Here is a 15,944-nt window from a genome sequence, read left to right as displayed (position 1 = left end):
GGGGGTCACCAATTCGCGGAGTGGGAGGTGCGTCGGGCCGTGACGGCGCTGACGGTGACGAAGAGGACGAGCGAGGCCAGGAGGAGGCCGACGGCGTCGCCGGCGGGCAGGCAGACGAGGACGAGGCCGAGGCTGCCCACCGCCACTGCGGCAGCGCCGAGGGCGTTGCCGGTGCGCAGTTGAACGCCGGAGCCGGTCGTGGCGAGGGCGGTGATGAGCACGGCGGGCAGGAAGACGTGGGCGTCGTTGCGGTCACCGCCCGCGGCAGCGAGCATGCAGAACGCGGCGATGAGCCCTACGCCGCAGACGAGGCCGACGGCGAGAATGCCGAGCCCGGCCGTCATCCACCGCAACTGACGCCAGCTGTCCGTGAGGAACGCGAGGCGCTTCGCGCCGAGCAGGGCACTGTCGAGCACCGGTTCGCAGGCCGCGGAGGCCGCGAGACCAGCGATCGCCATGGGCAGCGTGAACGCGTTGCCGACGTGGGCGACGAGCACCATCAACTGGGTGATGAGCGCGAGCGTCTGAAGGGTGCTCCACGCCAGGACGGGATGGAGCACCTCGCGCGCCAGACTTCGCGCGCGCTGCTGTTGCTCCCGGGCTGCGCTCGTGACGATGTACCCCGTCACCGCGGCGAACCCGACCACGATGACGCGGCTGACGACCGTTGCCGCGCCCGGTTCGACGACGAGCAGTACCCCTGTCAGCGCGGCGCAGGGCAGGACGGCGACGAGAAGCTGCACGGGCGAACCGATGACGACGAGAGCCGAGATCGCACAACTCCACAGGGCCCACAGCAGCGGCACCCACGAATCCACGACGAGGCAGGCGCCCGCGGAGAGCAGGAGGGAGACGGAGCCGACGCAGGCGCCGTTCACCTTCGCCTTGAGGCGACTCGCAGAGGACAGCCCCTGCCACATCGTCGCGCTGACGAGCTGCCCCGCGAGCCAGCCGACGGCGCCCGCCGTGAAGACGGCGTTCGTGTTGTACGACGTGACAGTCGCGATGCAGATGAGGACGCCGCACAGCATCGTGAGGGATCGGGCGAGCGCCTGGCTCCAGGCCCGCCTCCACGTGCGCACCTCGTCCGTGCGCTCGCGGCCCGTGAGGACGACGGCGCCGGCCAGGCGCGTGCGCACGAGCGCGTCAGCGTGCGCGAAGGTGTTCGCATAGCCGTGGCGCACCGAGCTGCGGCCCCCGAACCCCATCGATTCGAGGTGAGCGGCGGCGTCGAAGAGGTCGACGGTGTTGTCGACCGAGGCGGCGAGCTCGGGGTGCGTCTCGTCGTCGCCCGTCGCCCTCGTCCCGGTCGCTTCCTTGAGCGTCATCGACACGACTCGGCCTCCGTGGTGGTGGGTGCGGCGTGGGTCGCGGCGGCGTCCTCACGTGTGGCGCTCGAGTCGGCTGCCTCGAGGGCGCGGCGGACGTCGTCGAGGTCTGCCTCGGGCACCGTGGCGGCGCTGCGCTGGTAGATGCACCGGTAGCGTGCGGTGAACTTCGCGAGGTCGAACGTCGACAGGGCGCGCTCGCGCGCACGGCGTCCCATGGCTTGCCGTTCCGCATCGTCGACGAGCAGGCGCACGAGCGCCTCACCCAGGGCCTGGGCGTCGCGTGGCGGTACGAGCAGCCCGCACGTCTCGTCGCGCCCGACGCACTCGTTGACTCCTCCGACGTCGGTGTTCACGGTCGCGCGGCCGCACATCATCGACTCGATGACGGTGTAGGGCAGCCCCTCGGAGATGCTGGACAGGGCGACCACGTGGCCCGCTTCGATCGCGGGTCGGGCCGAGGGCACCGCGCCCTCGAACGTCACGCTCGCCTCGAGGCCGCATGCGACGACGAGCGCGTCGAGTTCCGCCCGGTAGGCCTCGTTGCCGGCTGGCGTCGGGCCGAAGAGCCGCAGGCGGGCATCCGGCACCGAGTCGCGCACGATCGCGAACGCCTCGATGAGGGTGGCCAGGTCCTTCAGCGGGTCGATGCGACCCACGAAGCTGACGGTCGGCACGTCCGGCTCGCCCTCGACGGGTGGGAAGGCCGTGGCGTCGACGGCGTTGGGCACGGTGATGACGCGCTGCGCCTTCGCTCCGAGCTCGCGCTCCCATCCTGCGTTGAACTCGCTCACGGGCGTCATGAGTTCGCAGTGGTTGTAGACGGTCTGGCAGACGGCGCGCGTCATCGCCATAAGGGCGTAGCGCACGGTCCAGGGGAAGTTCGCGGCGCGCAGCGCGAGGTAGCGCTCGCGCAGGTGCACGCCGTGCTCGGTCAGGACGATGGGTGTGCCGTCCCGCCAGTGCCGGCCGAGTGCCATGAGCCCTGCCGGACCGTTCGTCGTGGCGTGGATGAGGTCGACGCTCGGCCATGACACGTTGAGCACCGCGAGAAAACGGTCGACGTGCCGCGAGACGTCCGCCGCCTGCGACCCCGACAGCGGTGGTAGGCCCGTGCCCTTCACGTGCGACGCCCAGGCGCCCATGAGCGCCTTCGTCCCCAGGCCGCCCGTGAAGTGCGCCATGAGGGGTTGGGCGTACTCGGCAGCGAGGACGCGCAGCCCTGCCGTCGCCGCCTGCAGGTCGACCGAGCGACCTGCAGGTGGCAACACGGCCGACCACAACTGGCGGTAGGCGGAGTCGATCTCCGACGACTCACCCCAGGCTCGCAGCGCCTCGAACGACCACCGACGCCTCACCTCACCCCACATGGGTTTGGCCTGGAACGAGCGGACGTTGGAGGGCAGCGACCACACGCTCTCGTGCTGCGTGCCGGTGAGCGTCACGATGGAGAACTCGTGTTCGGGTAGGTTCTTCACCAACTGGTCGCACCAGGTGCTGACCCCGCCGTGCACGACCGGGTACGTCCCCTCGTTCAGCAACGCCACGTGCATGCGGGTCTCAGCCGGCGGCCGCGATCAGGTCGCTGTCCGCGACCGGCTGGGCGATCACTCGCGTCGACGTGCCGTCCTTCGCCGTGCCCGGTGTGAGGGCAGGCGCGCTCGGGGTGGCGGGCGTCGCGGCGGCGGAGGTGTCCCACGAGGCGCTCGTGGCGAAACCGGTCGCGGTGGGCAGGGTGAACGTCTTGAGGCCGAGGCCGCGCAGGCGCACCCAGTCGGACGACTGCCCGCCGTAGCTCTGCCCGAACGTCGAAAGGCCCGAGCGGGTGCCGGACGGTGCCGTCACGGGCACGTCGATCGCGGAGAAGGAGTTGTTGAACAGCTGCAGCTTGGTGCCGGAGATCGTCGCCTGCACCTGCGAGCTCCTGGCCCGCCACGTCTGCTGACGCACGAGCTGCGTGCCCGCTTCGGCCGTCGTGACGTTGACGATGGGAGCGTTGTCGGCGTAGACGCCGCGGTAGGAGCCGAGAATGCCCTCGACGACCGGGTAGAGAATGCGATCGCCCGTCAGGTTGCTCTGGTGGGCGTAGTGCGGGCGGGCGTCGTTGTCGAGCACGTGCCCCAGGGCGATCTGCTTCTCCTTGGGCACGATGTAGGAGTCGAACCCGTCCTGCGTCAGCGGCGTGATGCACGTGCTCGTGGCCGGGTTGTCCTCGCACAGCCCGGATCCGCCGTCGGCGCGGCTCGTGTAGAGCCAGTTGTACTCGTCGACGGCGTTAGCCTTCGTCGAGGTGTTGTAGTAGATGTTCATCGGGTGGCGCGGCACGGTCGTCGCGGAGCCGAGGACGCGCGGTTCGCTCTCGCGCGAGGCGTCCGAGGCGATCCACTTGATGCGCTGCTGCGTCAGGGCCGGCGCGAGGTAGGGGTTGTCGGCCGGCATCTGCGGCAGCGACTTCAAACCCGAGTGCTCGCCGGTGACGAGGCTCGCGGCGTCGAAGTTGGGCAGCGTGTTCGTCTTGGCGTACGCGACGTTCTTGCTGATCTCGGAGGCGATCGTGGCCTGCGAGGCCCAGTTGATGACACCCGTCGACGTCTTCGCGCACTGCCACGGCGTCGTCGAGTCGTCGTGAACACAGCCGAGGTAGGGGTGCGACCACGTGTGGTTGATCCAGCGGAACTCGTTCTTGTTGGCCAGCAACGACGCCTCGAGGGCGTCGGAGCCGGTCTCGGCCTTCTGGTCGGCCGCACCCGCGCCGTTGAAGGCGACGTCGAGCTTGACGCCGTTGGTGCGCTGCCAGGCGGCGAGCTGGTCGACGTCCTGGGCCGTCATGCGCGAGGTGGCGCCGGGCGCCGTCTCCGGGTAGGTGGCGGGGTTGCAGTCGTCGCCGACGGTGCAGTTGCCCTCGGCGTTCCACTCGGCGTCGGGCAGCAGGACGTCGTCGACCTGGACCGCGAAGAAGTTGCGCGAGTAGGACGTCGAGATGCCTCGGGTCAACCACGAGACGATGCCGTGCGAGAGCACCTTCCAGTGCTGCTGCGACGCGTTGGACGCGACGGTGCTGATGAGCTGCTCGCGACCGCCCTTGGCGTAGACGCCGAGGAGGGAGCCGCTGTTGCCCGTGCCGGGCACGGGAAGCGTGAGGTACGGGGTGTAGGTGGCGCCGTTGCTCGTGGCGGCCTTCTTCGCGATGTATCCGTAGCTCTCGGAAACACCGGGGGAGAGGTCGTCGAACGTGACCGATCCCTTGAGGTACTCGAAGCCGTTGGTCTTCGCTGCGCCGGACAGGTCGGCGGCCATGCCGTCGACGGCGCCGCTGTACTGGTTCTCCAGGCCGATGCCCGCGCTGGGCCAGTTGTACGCGCTGAACTCGCGCACCTTGAAGGTGCTCTCGTATCGCGCCAGGGTGGCCCGCTCGGCGGCGGTGAGGCTCGCCGGTTCGGCGCTGGGCGTCACGACACCCATGAACTTCGCCCGGGTCGTGAGCAACCCCTGACTCGCGAAAAAGGACGGCGTCAGCTGCGGGCGGGACGCGGAGGTGAGGTCGATCTTCTGGTAGGCGACTCCCTCCTTGCTGAGGCGGTCGACGATGGCGCCCACCATGGGCTGTCCGTCGTCGAGGACCAGGACGGTGGCCTGGATCTCCACGGGGCGGGTGGCTGCGGCAGCGGGCGTGGCCAGGGCGGCGACTCCCGTGGCGAAAAGGGCCATGGCGGCCGTCGTCGTGATCGTGGTGGCGCGCAGGGGTGCGCGAACCGGGCGAGCGTTCATGTACTTCTGCTTCCTTGCGGCTGGCCGAGATACGGCTGCGATCGTGTCGGGCTGAGGCCGGACCGAGGGTGAGACCCGCGCCTATGATATGTGAAATATCAGACTGAGATCTCGCCCATCGGGTGAAGTGGCTGTGCAGAGACGGGTGGGGGCTCCACCGCCGAGACGCTGGTGGGTGTGTCCGCGCGTTCGGCGAGGCGTTTGCCCAATTGTGGCGCCAAGTTGGACGTACGTGTGAATCGCCGCGCGGTCGAGCGGTAGGCTGTGATTGAGATTTCAATCACGTTCGTCCTGGGTCAAGGAATCTGCCGACGGTCTCGATGTGCCAATTCGCCACCGATGGCGGCGCATGAGGGATCTACGTGACGGCCCGTGAATGATCAGGCGAGAGGTCGTTCGATCGAGCGGCTCGTCGTAGCTCCAAGAATCGTCCGGATGAAATGCGGTTGAAGGTCGAGCGCGTGGTGAAGGCGATTGAACTCCATCGATGTGGTGAACACGGTCAAACCTCGCCGGAGTGATGAACGTCAGCGAGCCAATGTGGAGACGCTCGAACCCAATTCACGATCACCAAGGTCGAGCGCGACGTCCCCAGCATCGGGAGCCAGTACGTGAACAAGAAGGCTCAGGGCAGCCGTCCACGTCACCGTGAAGAACGTCGGTACCGAGGCCGAGACGATGATGGCCGATGGTCAGAAGGCCTACGACGCGAACGGGGTCGGCTACGAGGCGACCTCGGACGGCACCATCTACATCGAGGGCAACGACACCCTCTACACCGAGATCAACCCCGGCAACACGCTCAAGGGCATCCTCGTCTTCGACGCGCCGAAGGGCACGAAGTTGACGAAGGTGCGCCTGCACGACTCGATGTTCTCCAACGGCGTCGAAGCCTCCCTCTGAAGGCTCACCCCTGAAGCCGTGTGCCGCAGCGTGATCCCCACATCACGCCCCGCGCAGAGCTCTCGGACCCCCTCGTCCCATCGACCTGAACGCCGCGCGACCCCTCCCGCGTCGACGTTCGGCGGCGCCCGGTGTTCTACCCACCGGCGCCGCGCCCGCTCCCTGCACGCCTGAACCGGCACGCATCGGCGGCAGGACTCTTGGGGAAGAGGGAGACGCCCGTCATCGCATCCGCGGTGGCGGGCGCTTCCGTTCCGCAGCACTCTCAGCCTCCCCACAGCGCCGGGATTCCGTGCTTGTCAGCGCGACGTGCTTGGGTGGTGGCATGACTCTTCACGATGCTCTCCCCTCGACGAGCGAGGCCCCGGCCGACGCCGTGCTCGACGTCGTCGCCCGCCGCAGCAGCCCGGCCGTGTTCGATCCGACGTACGACCTCTCCGACACCGACCTCGCGACGCTGTTCGACGCGGCCCGCTGGGCGCCGAGCGCCGGCAACTCGCAGCCCTACCGTTACCTCGTCGGTCGCCGTCAGGGCGACGAGTGGGATCCGACGTTCACCGCCATCGTCGAGACGCTCGCGCGCGGCAATCGACGCTGGGCGCCGGCTGCGTCGATGCTCGCCGTCTCGTTCGTGCAGGTTGCGAAGCTGCCGGAGACGTCGAAGGAGTTCGTCTTCGGTGCCACCGCCGCACACGACACGGGCCAGGCGACGGCGTACCTGACGCTGCAGGCGCACGCGATGGGCCTCGCCGTCCACCAGTTCGCCGGGTTCGACCACGACGCCATCGCTACGCGAGCCGCGTTCGGTGAGGCATGGGCGCCGATGGCGGGCATCGCCGTCGGCCGCGCCTGGCCCGACGCCGAACGCGACGGTGAGCACGCCGCCGTCACGACGCTCGCCGGCCGCGTCGAGGAATACGACCTCACCGCCAACATCGAGCGCGAGAACAAGCCGCGTCGCCGCCGCTCGCTGACGGACGTCGCGTTCGAACTCGACTGATCGACGACCCCGACGCGACGCGCTGGCTCGTGCTGCTCGGGTTCGCTCGCCGCGAACACGCGCAGTCGACGCGACTTCGTCGGCGCGCTGCCCCCACCGTCGACGTTCGACGTGAGACGGTGGGGGGACAAGTCGTCAGGTCGGGGAGGGCCACGACGCACCGTCGGCGTGCCCTACCCGCTCTTCATCAGGCCACCATCGCGCCCCATCAGGCGCCCTTCACGCCAACCCCCAGCTCTCGGAGCCTCAGCATGAACCGCCACCCGCAACCCGACACCGCAGCCGATGCCCCCGGCATCACGAGCTTCACCGACGAGCAACTCATGCGCGTCGCGCGCCTGTTCGCCTCGGACGAGTCGCTCGCCGCGCACCTCGACGACCTGCCCGACGGCGGTGAGCGACGCCGCGTCGAGCTCGCGAGCACGCCGCACCTGCAGATGTGGGCGATCAGCTGGCCGGCCGGGTCGACGAGCGAATGGCACGACCACGGGCGCGCGACGGGCGCGTTCGTCGTCGTCAAGGGAGCTTTGCGCGAGAAGCGCTGGGTGCGCGGCACCACCGTCAGCGCGATCGTCGAGGCGGGGGAGAGCCGCACGTTCGCCGGTGATCTCGTGCACCGCACGGCCCCCGTCGGCGATGCCCCGGCGCTGAGCGTTCACGCCTACGCGCCGTCGCTCGTCGGGGCCCGCACGTACGAGGTGGTGGACGGCTCGCTCGTCGAGATCGCCGCCTGAGCCGCGGACGCGCCAGGAGCCGAAGTGGGCATGGCGCGGGCGGCGTCGCACTGCCGTCACATGGTGCGTAGGAGTGAAGCCGCGCCCACTCGTGTCGGTCCCGACAGTCTGCGTTCGCGTCTGCGCCCCATGAGCGGGCGCGACCGCACGAGGGTGGACGAGTCGCGAGCATGCTCGAGCTGCTCTTCGACCTGACGTTCGCCGTCGCCGTGGCCGTCGCCACGGGCGCGTCGCAGCTCGCGCACTCGCTCGCGCACAGGCACGTCGCGGCGGGCGTCGGATCGTTGTGTTTCACGAGCTTCGGCATCATCTGGGCGTGGATCGACTACTCGTGGTTCGCGAGTGCATACGACACCGACGACTGGCTGCACCGGCTGCTGACGATGGTGCAGATGATCGGTGTCGTCATCTTCACGCTCGCCACGCTCGTGACGCCCATCGAACTCGCCGAGCCCGCCGTCGCCGAACGCGGCACCGGGACGCCATGGCACGCGCATCACATCGTCGAACGGCGCGGCCAGCTGACGATCATCACGATGGGTGAGATCGTCACGGGTACGTCCTGACGCTGCAGGGCATCAAGGGCACCGAGGGCTAGGGTATCGACTGGACGGGCGCCGTGCTCGTCGCCATCAGCGGCCGCCGCGTTCGGGTTCTGGTGGGCGTACTTCATCCCCAACTTCGGTGCGGTGCTGCACCGTCGCCGCAGCCGCTCGTTCGGGTTCGGGTACAGCCACACTTCCTTATCGGGCCGGTGCTCGCGGCCGTCGGTGGTGGTCTGCACGTCATGACGCAGGCGTTCGAGAACGTCTCGGGCATGCACGTCGACCCCGTCGTCGCCGCGGCGGCGCTGGCGGTGCCCGTCGGTGTCTTCGTCGTCGGCCTGTTTCTCGCCTACTACTTCACGACGCAGCTGTAGGCGGGCCTGCACACCGCGATCCTGGCGCTCGCCCTCGTCGTCCTCGGCTTCGCGGTGTTCCTCGCCGCGCACGGCGTCTCGCTCGCTGTCGTCCTCGCGATCTGCACGATCGTGCCGTGGATCATCGTCATCGCGTTCGAACTCTTCGCCGGCGCCCAGCACGAGGCGCACGTCCTTGAGAGCCTCGGGGTCGAGGGGCACGAGGTCGACGGCCGTCGCGCCGGCGTGTCGTGACGCCTGGGCCCGGTGCTCGGAATGGCTGCGCCTGGTCCGTGCCCGCACACCGCGTCGCGTGCCGTCGTCGACGAATCGCCCCACGCGGGCGGGTCGCGTCACTAGGCTGGCGGGATGGCGAATGTGGAGACGACGATCACGGGCGGCATCGCGCACGTGAAGCTGAACCGTCCGGAGAAGTTGAATGGCCTGACGCTGCCGATGCTCGGCGAGCTCGTCGCCGCTGCGCATCACGTGCGCCGCAACAAGGGGGTGCGCGCTGTCGTCATCTCGGGCGAGGGGCGGTCGTTCTGCGCGGGCCTCGACTTCGGTGAGGTCATGGCGAAGCCAGTGAAGATCGTGCCCGTCTTCCTGCCGCGTCCGTGGCGTGGCACGAATACGTTCCAGGAGGCGTGCTGGGCATGGCGGCGCGTGCCGGTGCCCGTCATCGTCGCGGTGCACGGTCACTGCTACGGCGGCGGGTTGCAGATCGCGCTCGCCGGCGACTACCGCTACACGACAAGAGATGCACAGTGGTCGGTGCTCGAGGGCAAGTGGGGGCTGATCCCTGACATGTCGGGCGTGCAGTCGCTCAAGGAACTCGTCTGCATCGACGTCGCGAAGAAGCTGACGATGACCGCCGAGATGCTCTCCGGTGAACGCGCGGTCGAGCTGGGCCTCGCGTCGGAGGTGGCTGACGACCCGCTCGCCGCGGCGATGGATCTGGCGCACGAGCTGACGCAGAAGTCTCCCGACCAGCTGGCCGCCGCCAAGCGTCTGTTCAACCGGTCATGGAACACGTCCGCACGCACGACGTTCCGGCGCGAGCGCGCCGAACAGTTCGTCCTGCTCATGGCGCAGAACACGGCGAAGGCGCGCAAGGCGGCGTTCGCGAAGGCCGGCGCCAAGCAGGCGCAGCTGGCCGAAGCTCGCGCGGCGAAATACAGCCCGCGCGTTCTGCCCTGAGCCGCGTCCTGCCTTGAGCGGCGTGATGTCTGGCCGACCTGTGAGCGCCCTCGTCCCCGCTGGGGTCGGGCCTTGCTCGATGATCGGCCACCGAGTCGCTACGTGAGTATTCCCATCGTCGTCAGCGCCGGGCTCTGATGCGCCAGGCCCCGATCCTGCTCGTGCAGGTCGGGGGCCTCGTCTCTTCGGTACGGCGGGTGGGGCCGCCGGCTCGGAGCAGACTCAGGCCGGCGCCGTCGCGCGCGCGTCGTCAGCCGTCCCGTCGGTGGCTGCGCCGGCGACGTGAGCGCCGCGCGCGGCGGTGTCCTCGTGCGTGAGGGCGTTGGGAGTGCGGCTCTCGTCGCTAGTGGCTCTGCGGCTGCGCAGGCGGTTGAGCAGGCCGTCGACGCTCCAGCGGCCGGGGCCGACGAGCGCGAAGACGAAGGCGGCGAGGCCGAGGGCGGCGACGAGTTCCCAACCGCTCTCGTCGACGAAGACGCCGTGGCTGCGGTGCACGAACCACCAGGCACCGGCGAGGTCGACGGCGACGAGGAGGCCGGCGAGCGGCGTCAGCACGCCGAGCACGAGCATGCCGCCGCCGATGAGTTCGGTGAGGGCCGCGAACCATGCGGAGGCGTGCGGCGCCGGGACGCTCATCTTCTCGAACATCGCGGTGGTGGCGTCGATGCCGTTCGTGTGCAGCTTCTGCCATCCGTGGGCGATGAGGACGGCTCCGAGCAGGGCGCGGGCCAGCAGGAGCCCGGCGTCACGGATCGGGGCGGGCGGGGTGAACAGGTTGCCGGTGGTGCGCATCGGTCCTCACAAGGTTGGTGATGTGTCACCTAAAGCTTGGCATGCTCGGTAGGTGACGTGTCAACCAGGCGCTAGGGTGAGTGGTATGAATCACGACGGTCGATGGCTGCGCTCCGACGAGGAAGCGTTGTGGCGCGCCTGGCTGGGTGTTCATGCTCGTCAGCACGTGGTCATCGCGCGCGACCTCAAGGCCAGTGGTCTCTCCGAGCCTGACTTCGAGGTACTCGTTCATCTCACCGACGCACCCGACGGGCAACGTCGCCTCTCCGAACTCGCCGCCGGGTTGCAGTGGGAACGAAGCCGCGTCTCTCACCAGGTGACGCGCATGGCCAAGCGTGGTCTCGTCGAGCGCCATGACGTGGCCGAGGACGCGCGTGGCGCGCGCGTCGTCATCACGCGTGAGGGGCGCGCAGCCATCGAGAAGGCTGCGCCCCCTCATGTGGCGAGAGTGCGTGAGGTATTCGTCGACCGTCTCGACGCGGCTGATCGCGTCGACCTCGCGCGGATCCTGCGCAAACTCGTTCCCTGACGACGCGTCGCCTACCCCATGCGCCCACATGCACCTGCGTGCAAGTGCACCCGGGTGCACGTGCACGCAAGAGGGCGGGCGGCGCCGCGACGCGACGTGGAACGGCGGGGCGGCCGAGGGCCGGCCGGGCGCAGACCTGGAATCGCCTGGCCAGATCAGGCGGTTCAGATCAGGCGGTTCAGAACAGGCCGGTGATGTGGCCTTCGGAGTCGACGTCGATGGCCAGCGCGGCGGGCTTCTTGGGCAGGCCGGGCATCGTCATGAGGGATCCGCAGACGAACACGACGAAGCCGGCGCCGGCGGCGAGGCGAACTTCGCGCACCTCGAGCACGTGGCCGGACGGGGCGCCGCGCATCGCGTCGTCGGTCGTGAACGACTTCTGCGTCTTGGCGATGCAGACGGGCAGGTGGCCGTAGCCCTCGGCCTCGAACTGCGCGATCTGCTTCGCCACCGCCGGCGGAATGGCGATCGAGCCGGCACCGTAGATCGTCGTCGCGATCTTCTCGACCTTCTCGACGAGCGTCAGACCGTCGTCGTAGGTGAAATGGAGATCGGGCGTGCCGCCCTCGGTCGCCTCGACGATGGCGCGCGCGAGGCCCGCCGCGCCGGCGCCGCCATCGGAGAAGTGGGTGCACACCTCGACGCGCGCGCCGAGCTTCTCGATGCCTTCGACGAACGCGGCGATCTCGGCGTCGGTGTCGCTGGGGAAGCGGTTGAGGCCGACGACGACGGGCAGGCCCCACACCTCGCGCAGGTTGTGCAGGTGTCGTTCGATGTTGCTCATGCCGGAGCGCATCGCGTCGACGTTCTCGCTCGTCAGGTCGGTGACGGTGACGCCGCCGTGGTACTTCATCGAGCGGATCGTCGCGACGAGGACGGCGGCGTCGGGGCGCAGGCCGGTGAAGCGGCACTTGAGGTCGATGAACTTCTCGGCGCCGAGGTCGGCGCCGAAACCGGCCTCCGTCACGACCCAATCGGCATGGGCGAGAGCAGTGTTCGTCGCCGTCACCGAGTTGCAGCCGTGCGCGATGTTCGCGAACGGGCCGCCGTGGACGAATGCCGGGTTGCCCTCGAGCGTCTGCACGAGGTTGGGCGCGAGCGCGTCGGCGAGCAGTGCCGTCATCGCGCCGTGGGCGCCGAGGTCGGCGGCCGTCACGGGCTCCGTGTCGTAGGTGTGGCCGACGACGATGCGGCCGAGGCGCTCCTTGAGGTCGTCGATCGACGTGGCGAGGCAGAAGATCGCCATGACCTCGGAGGCGACGACGATGTCGAAGCCCGACTCGCGCGGCACGCCGTTCGTCGGGCCGCCGAGGCCGATGACGATGTCGCGCAGTGCGCGGTCGTTCATGTCGAGCACGCGCTTGAACGTGATGCGGCGCGGGTCGATGCCCAGTTCGTTGCCCTGCTGCAGGTGGTTGTCGATCAGCGCCGCGAGCAGGTTGTGCGCCTCGGCGATGGAGGCGAAGTCGCCGGTGAAGTGCAGGTTGATGTCCGTCATCGGGTTGAGCTGGCTCTTGCCGCCCCCGGCGGCGCCGCCCTTCATGCCGAACACGGGGCCCATCGACGGCTCGCGCAGCGCAGCGGCGGCCGTCTCACCGATGTGGGCGAGGCCGTCGACGAGGCCGACGGTGGTCGTCGTCTTGCCCTCACCGGCGGGCGTCGGGCTCGTCGCGGTGACGAGGATGAGCTTGCTGCCCTCGCGTCGCTGCATGCCCTGCACGTATGGCAGCGAGACCTTCGCCTTGTGCGGGCCGTACCGGAAGATCTCGTTCGCGGAGATGCCGATCTTCGCGGCGATCTCCTCGATCGGCAGCATCGGTGTGGCAGCGGCGATTTCGACGTCGGTCGGCATGTCTTCCTCGGGTCTGGTGAAGCGCAGGTCGGACGCCCGAGCGCGAGCGTCCGTCTCGACGGTAGAGCGTTACTGACGAGTTGGGGCGCGATTGACGCAAGGTGTCGTTCGGATGCGAACGGGTGGGCCGGGTTGGAGTGTGCTGCTGCGTTCCGAGGGCGCGCAGGACACGATCTCCGGGTTTCAGATGCGCCCCGTCGCGAGTGCCGCGTACATGAGGGCCGCGACGGTCTCGCCGTCGCTGATGGTGCTGTCACGGACGAGGCTCATCGCCTCGTCCCATGGTACGAAGCGGACGGCGTCGATGCCCTCGGCAGCTTGCTCGGCTTCCACGTCGACGGTGGCGCTCGCGATGTCGGCTGCGTCGGCCACGGTGCCGTCACCCAGGGCACCGACGCTGCCGGGCGGCTCGACGTCCGCGCGGCCGCCGATCGTCAGACCCGTTGCGAGATAGACGAACTCGGGTGCATCGCACACGCCGTTGAGCGCGTTCATCCGCCCGATCTCGTGCCACTCGGATGCCACGAAACCGGTCTCCTCGAGCAGCTCGCGGCGTGCTGCGTCGAGCGGGTCGTCGCCGTCGCACCCGCCTGCGGGGACCTCCAGCGACATGCCGCGCGTCGCGTAGCGATACAGCGACACCATGAGCACGGCCCCGTCGTCATCCATCGCGACGACGAACACCGACGGATGCTGCATCGTCACGACGCCGTAGATGCCCTCGCCGCCGTCGGGTCGTAGGACGGCGTCCTCGCGCACGGCGATCCACGGGTTCGAGTAGACCTCGCGGGAGCCCGTCGTCGTCCACCCGCCGTGCGCGTCACTCATGCGGCCGGCGGTGCGTCAGTAGCTTCGACCTCGACGTCCTCAGCAGGCTTGCCCGCGACGAACACGAGCGTCTTGTAGCCCCAGAACCGGAACAGTGTCGCGAGCACGAGCCCGACGCCGTTGGCAGAGATGTTGTCCGCGAGCTTGCTCGTCAGGCCGAGGACGTAGTGGCTGAATCCGAGGCAGCCCATGGCGATGAGTCCGCCGGCGGCGCTGACGGCGAGGAAGATGAGCACCTCGTGGTGCACCTGCTCGCGCCGCGTGTCCTTGAACGTCCAGTAGCGGTTGCCGAGCCACGCGACGAGGACGCCGAGCGCCGTCGAGACGAGCTTCGCCGTGACGGCCTGGTCGTACATGATGCCGTGCCCATCGGGGCCGGCATAGCGAAGCACGTTGAACCCGCCTGCGTCCGCGACGAAGGCGAGCCCGCCGACGACGACGAAGCTGATGAGCTGCTGACGAGCGGCCAGCAGCCGCTCCATCATGCGGCGGCTCTTCGTCGATCCGGGCGGTGCGTCGGGAATGGTCACTGAGGCTGCTTTCGGCTGACGTCGGGGTCGCTCGATTCTAGGGTGGTGATGACGGGGGCCGCGCTGTCCGTCGGGGCGCCTGGGTCGTGCGCGGCACCTGCGACGATCGCGCCGCGGTCGGCCTCGCGTGCTTCTCGTCGCACCTTCTGATCAGCCGCGCGCCGCCAACCGCGCCGGCAGCGTCGCGTATCCCCGCAGGATGCGCGTGGGCCGACGGGTGGCGCCCGGCAGCAGTTCGACGTCGAAGCGGTCGAAGAACGCGCGCAGCGCGACCTCGCTCTCCATCCGCGACAGGGCCGCGCCGAGGCAGAAGTGGCGCCCGGCCGAGAACGCCAGGTGCTCGCGCGCGTTCTCGCGGTGCACGTCGAACGCGTCGGGGTCGTCGAAGATCTTCGGGTCGCGATTGGCTGCCGCCAGGACGGTGACGACGAGCGTCCCGGCGGCGACGTCGACGTCCGCGACGCGCGTGTCGCACGTCGCCGTGCGCGCCGTCAGCAGCACGGGCGGGTCGAAACGCAGCGTCTCCTCGACGGCGTTGAGCCAGGACGCCTCGCCGCTGCGCAGCGCCGCGAGCTGCTCGGGGTGGCCGACGATGAGCCGGATGGCGTTGCCGAGCAGGTTGACGGTTGTCTCGAAACCGGCGGCGAGGACGAGCCCGGCCACCGACTTGAGCTCCCGGTCGCTGAGGCCGACGCCGTCGTCCTGCGCCTGGATGAGCGCGCTGAACAGGCCGTCACCCGGCTGCGCTCGCTTGGCGGCGAGGTGGGTCTCGAGCCACGCGTCGAACTCGTCGAGCGCGCTCTCGGTGCGGCGGAACGTCGCCCAGTCGAGCCCCAGGTCGAGGCTCGAAGCGGCGTGCCCGCCGAGACGCAGCACAGTCTCGTACTCGCTCTCGGGCACCCCCAGGATCTCGGCGATGACGGTGACGGGCAGCTGCTCGCAGTAGCGCGCGACGAGCCGACGTCATGCCCGGCGCGCGCGTCGGCCTCGAGGTCGTCGAGCAGCTCGGTGGCGACCTGCTCGGTGCGTTCGCGCAGGGCCTCGACGGCGCGCGCGGTGAACACGCGGGTGACGAGCTTGCGGTTGCGCGTGTGCGTGGGGCCGTCCGTGGCCAGCAGGGACGGCGGCTCGAGCGGCCCGATCGTCGTGCTCGCCGCCCACGTCAGCGCGCCGCGGACCGCGCGCGAGGTGTCGCCGGGGAAGCCGGTGCGGAAGTCGTTGCTCGTCAGCACCTCGTTGACGGCGTCGTGCTCGCCTGTCAGCGTCGAGAGCTTGCCGCCCACGATGGCTCCGCCACTGCGGATGCGCGCGAGGATCGGCGCGAGCTCCTCCGCCAGCAGGCCCGTCGTCTCGGTGCTCAGCACCCCCTGCGGGTCGCCCTGCGACGCGACGCGCACCAGCGCCCTGCGCGGGATGGCGTGCTGCAGGCTCCAGCGCACGCCGGGTTTGGCGTGCTCGACCAGGCGGCGGGGGATCCGAGTGGTGAGGGTGGACATGGGGCCTCCAACGGCTGTGAACGTGTCTCACGTCACACTACAGATGTAGGGCGGTGACGGAACACCTCGCGGCTGATCGGCGGCGG

16 protein-coding genes and 1 pseudogene are annotated in these 15,944 nt (G+C 69.5%); 9 read left to right on the top strand and 8 right to left on the bottom strand.

The features are described from left to right. Positions 1-5: 5 nt before the first annotated feature. From EDC82_RS13255 to EDC82_RS13245, 3 genes are read right to left on the bottom strand one after another with little or no spacing between them, the layout of a single operon-like run. Positions 6-1,328, bottom strand: a complete 1,323-nt coding sequence (locus EDC82_RS13255) for a hypothetical protein (protein ID WP_131941815.1) — start codon at positions 1,326-1,328, stop codon at positions 6-8. After that, positions 1,325-2,875 (bottom strand): GT4 family glycosyltransferase PelF, encoded by a 1,551-nt coding sequence (gene pelF / locus EDC82_RS13250; protein ID WP_160126259.1) that lies wholly within the window; start codon positions 2,873-2,875, stop codon positions 1,325-1,327. Before pelF ends, EDC82_RS13255 begins: the two co-directional genes overlap by 4 nt. A 13-nt stretch (positions 2,876-2,888) precedes the next feature. After that, positions 2,889-5,096, bottom strand: a complete 2,208-nt coding sequence (locus tag EDC82_RS13245) for a hypothetical protein (protein WP_131941813.1) — start codon at positions 5,094-5,096, stop codon at positions 2,889-2,891. Between the two features lie 642 nt (positions 5,097-5,738). Here EDC82_RS13245 and EDC82_RS13240 point away from each other — a divergent pair. The 7 genes and pseudogenes from EDC82_RS13240 to EDC82_RS13215 all read left to right on the top strand — a co-directional run. Then, positions 5,739-5,999, top strand: a pseudogene (locus tag EDC82_RS13240) (DUF4352 domain-containing protein); the annotation flags it as partial. 325 nt (positions 6,000-6,324) lie between these two features. Further along, entirely contained in the window at positions 6,325-6,999 is a 675-nt protein-coding gene (locus EDC82_RS13235; protein WP_062256837.1) for a nitroreductase family protein, read from the top strand. Positions 7,000-7,250: 251 nt separating this feature from the next. After that, a complete protein-coding gene (locus EDC82_RS13230) occupies positions 7,251-7,733 on the top strand; it encodes a cysteine dioxygenase family protein (RefSeq protein WP_062256839.1) in 483 nt (160 codons plus the stop codon). A gap of 170 nt (positions 7,734-7,903) precedes the next feature. Then, positions 7,904-8,299, top strand: a complete 396-nt coding sequence (locus EDC82_RS13225; protein WP_131941811.1) for a low temperature requirement protein A — start codon at positions 7,904-7,906, stop codon at positions 8,297-8,299. A 188-nt stretch (positions 8,300-8,487) separates the two neighbouring features. Beyond that, entirely contained in the window at positions 8,488-8,652 is a 165-nt protein-coding gene (locus EDC82_RS14640) for a hypothetical protein (RefSeq protein ID WP_160126258.1), read from the top strand. Positions 8,653-8,706: 54 nt separating this feature from the next. Continuing rightward, a complete protein-coding gene (locus EDC82_RS14635; protein WP_160126257.1) occupies positions 8,707-8,886 on the top strand; it encodes a hypothetical protein in 180 nt (59 codons plus the stop codon). 114 nt (positions 8,887-9,000) lie between these two features. Further along, positions 9,001-9,831: a crotonase/enoyl-CoA hydratase family protein gene (locus EDC82_RS13215; RefSeq protein ID WP_200829306.1), complete on the top strand. Its 831-nt coding sequence runs from the start codon at positions 9,001-9,003 to the stop codon at positions 9,829-9,831. Between the two features lie 222 nt (positions 9,832-10,053). Here the strand turns inward: EDC82_RS13215 and EDC82_RS13210 are convergent, their stop codons facing one another. Then, positions 10,054-10,623, bottom strand: coding sequence for a DoxX family protein (locus tag EDC82_RS13210; RefSeq protein ID WP_131941807.1), 570 nt, complete (start codon positions 10,621-10,623; stop codon positions 10,054-10,056). A gap of 85 nt (positions 10,624-10,708) precedes the next feature. Between EDC82_RS13210 and EDC82_RS13205 the strand changes: the two genes are divergently transcribed. Next, the gene (locus tag EDC82_RS13205) at positions 10,709-11,152 is read left to right on the top strand and encodes a MarR family winged helix-turn-helix transcriptional regulator (protein WP_074046054.1); all 444 of its coding nucleotides are present in this window, start codon (positions 10,709-10,711) and stop codon (positions 11,150-11,152) included. A gap of 178 nt (positions 11,153-11,330) precedes the next feature. Here the strand turns inward: EDC82_RS13205 and EDC82_RS13200 are convergent, their stop codons facing one another. From EDC82_RS13200 to EDC82_RS14775, 4 genes are all read right to left on the bottom strand, one after another. Further along, complete coding sequence (locus tag EDC82_RS13200; protein WP_131941805.1) at positions 11,331-13,004, bottom strand: formate--tetrahydrofolate ligase; 1,674 nt, start codon at positions 13,002-13,004, stop codon at positions 11,331-11,333. Positions 13,005-13,187: 183 nt separating this feature from the next. Continuing rightward, positions 13,188-13,832: an NUDIX domain-containing protein gene (locus EDC82_RS13195; RefSeq protein ID WP_062256844.1), complete on the bottom strand. Its 645-nt coding sequence runs from the start codon at positions 13,830-13,832 to the stop codon at positions 13,188-13,190. Then, a complete protein-coding gene (locus EDC82_RS13190) occupies positions 13,829-14,362 on the bottom strand; it encodes a GtrA family protein (protein WP_235006232.1) in 534 nt (177 codons plus the stop codon). Before EDC82_RS13190 ends, EDC82_RS13195 begins: the two co-directional genes overlap by 4 nt. Positions 14,363-14,512: 150 nt before the next feature. Next, positions 14,513-15,262, bottom strand: coding sequence for a cytochrome P450 (locus EDC82_RS14775; protein WP_200829305.1), 750 nt, complete (start codon positions 15,260-15,262; stop codon positions 14,513-14,515). A 65-nt stretch (positions 15,263-15,327) separates the two neighbouring features. Between EDC82_RS14775 and EDC82_RS14770 the strand changes: the two genes are divergently transcribed. After that, positions 15,328-15,915, top strand: coding sequence for a hypothetical protein (locus EDC82_RS14770; RefSeq protein ID WP_200829304.1), 588 nt, complete (start codon positions 15,328-15,330; stop codon positions 15,913-15,915). The last annotated feature ends 29 nt before the right edge of the window (positions 15,916-15,944 follow it).

The organism is Dermacoccus sp. SAI-028 (assembly GCF_004346775.1).
GTDB classification, from domain to species: Bacteria; Actinomycetota; Actinomycetes; order Actinomycetales; family Dermatophilaceae; genus Dermacoccus; species Dermacoccus nishinomiyaensis.
The sequence above is the reverse complement of the archived record's forward strand: the minus strand, read 5'-3'. Positions and strand labels throughout refer to the sequence as shown.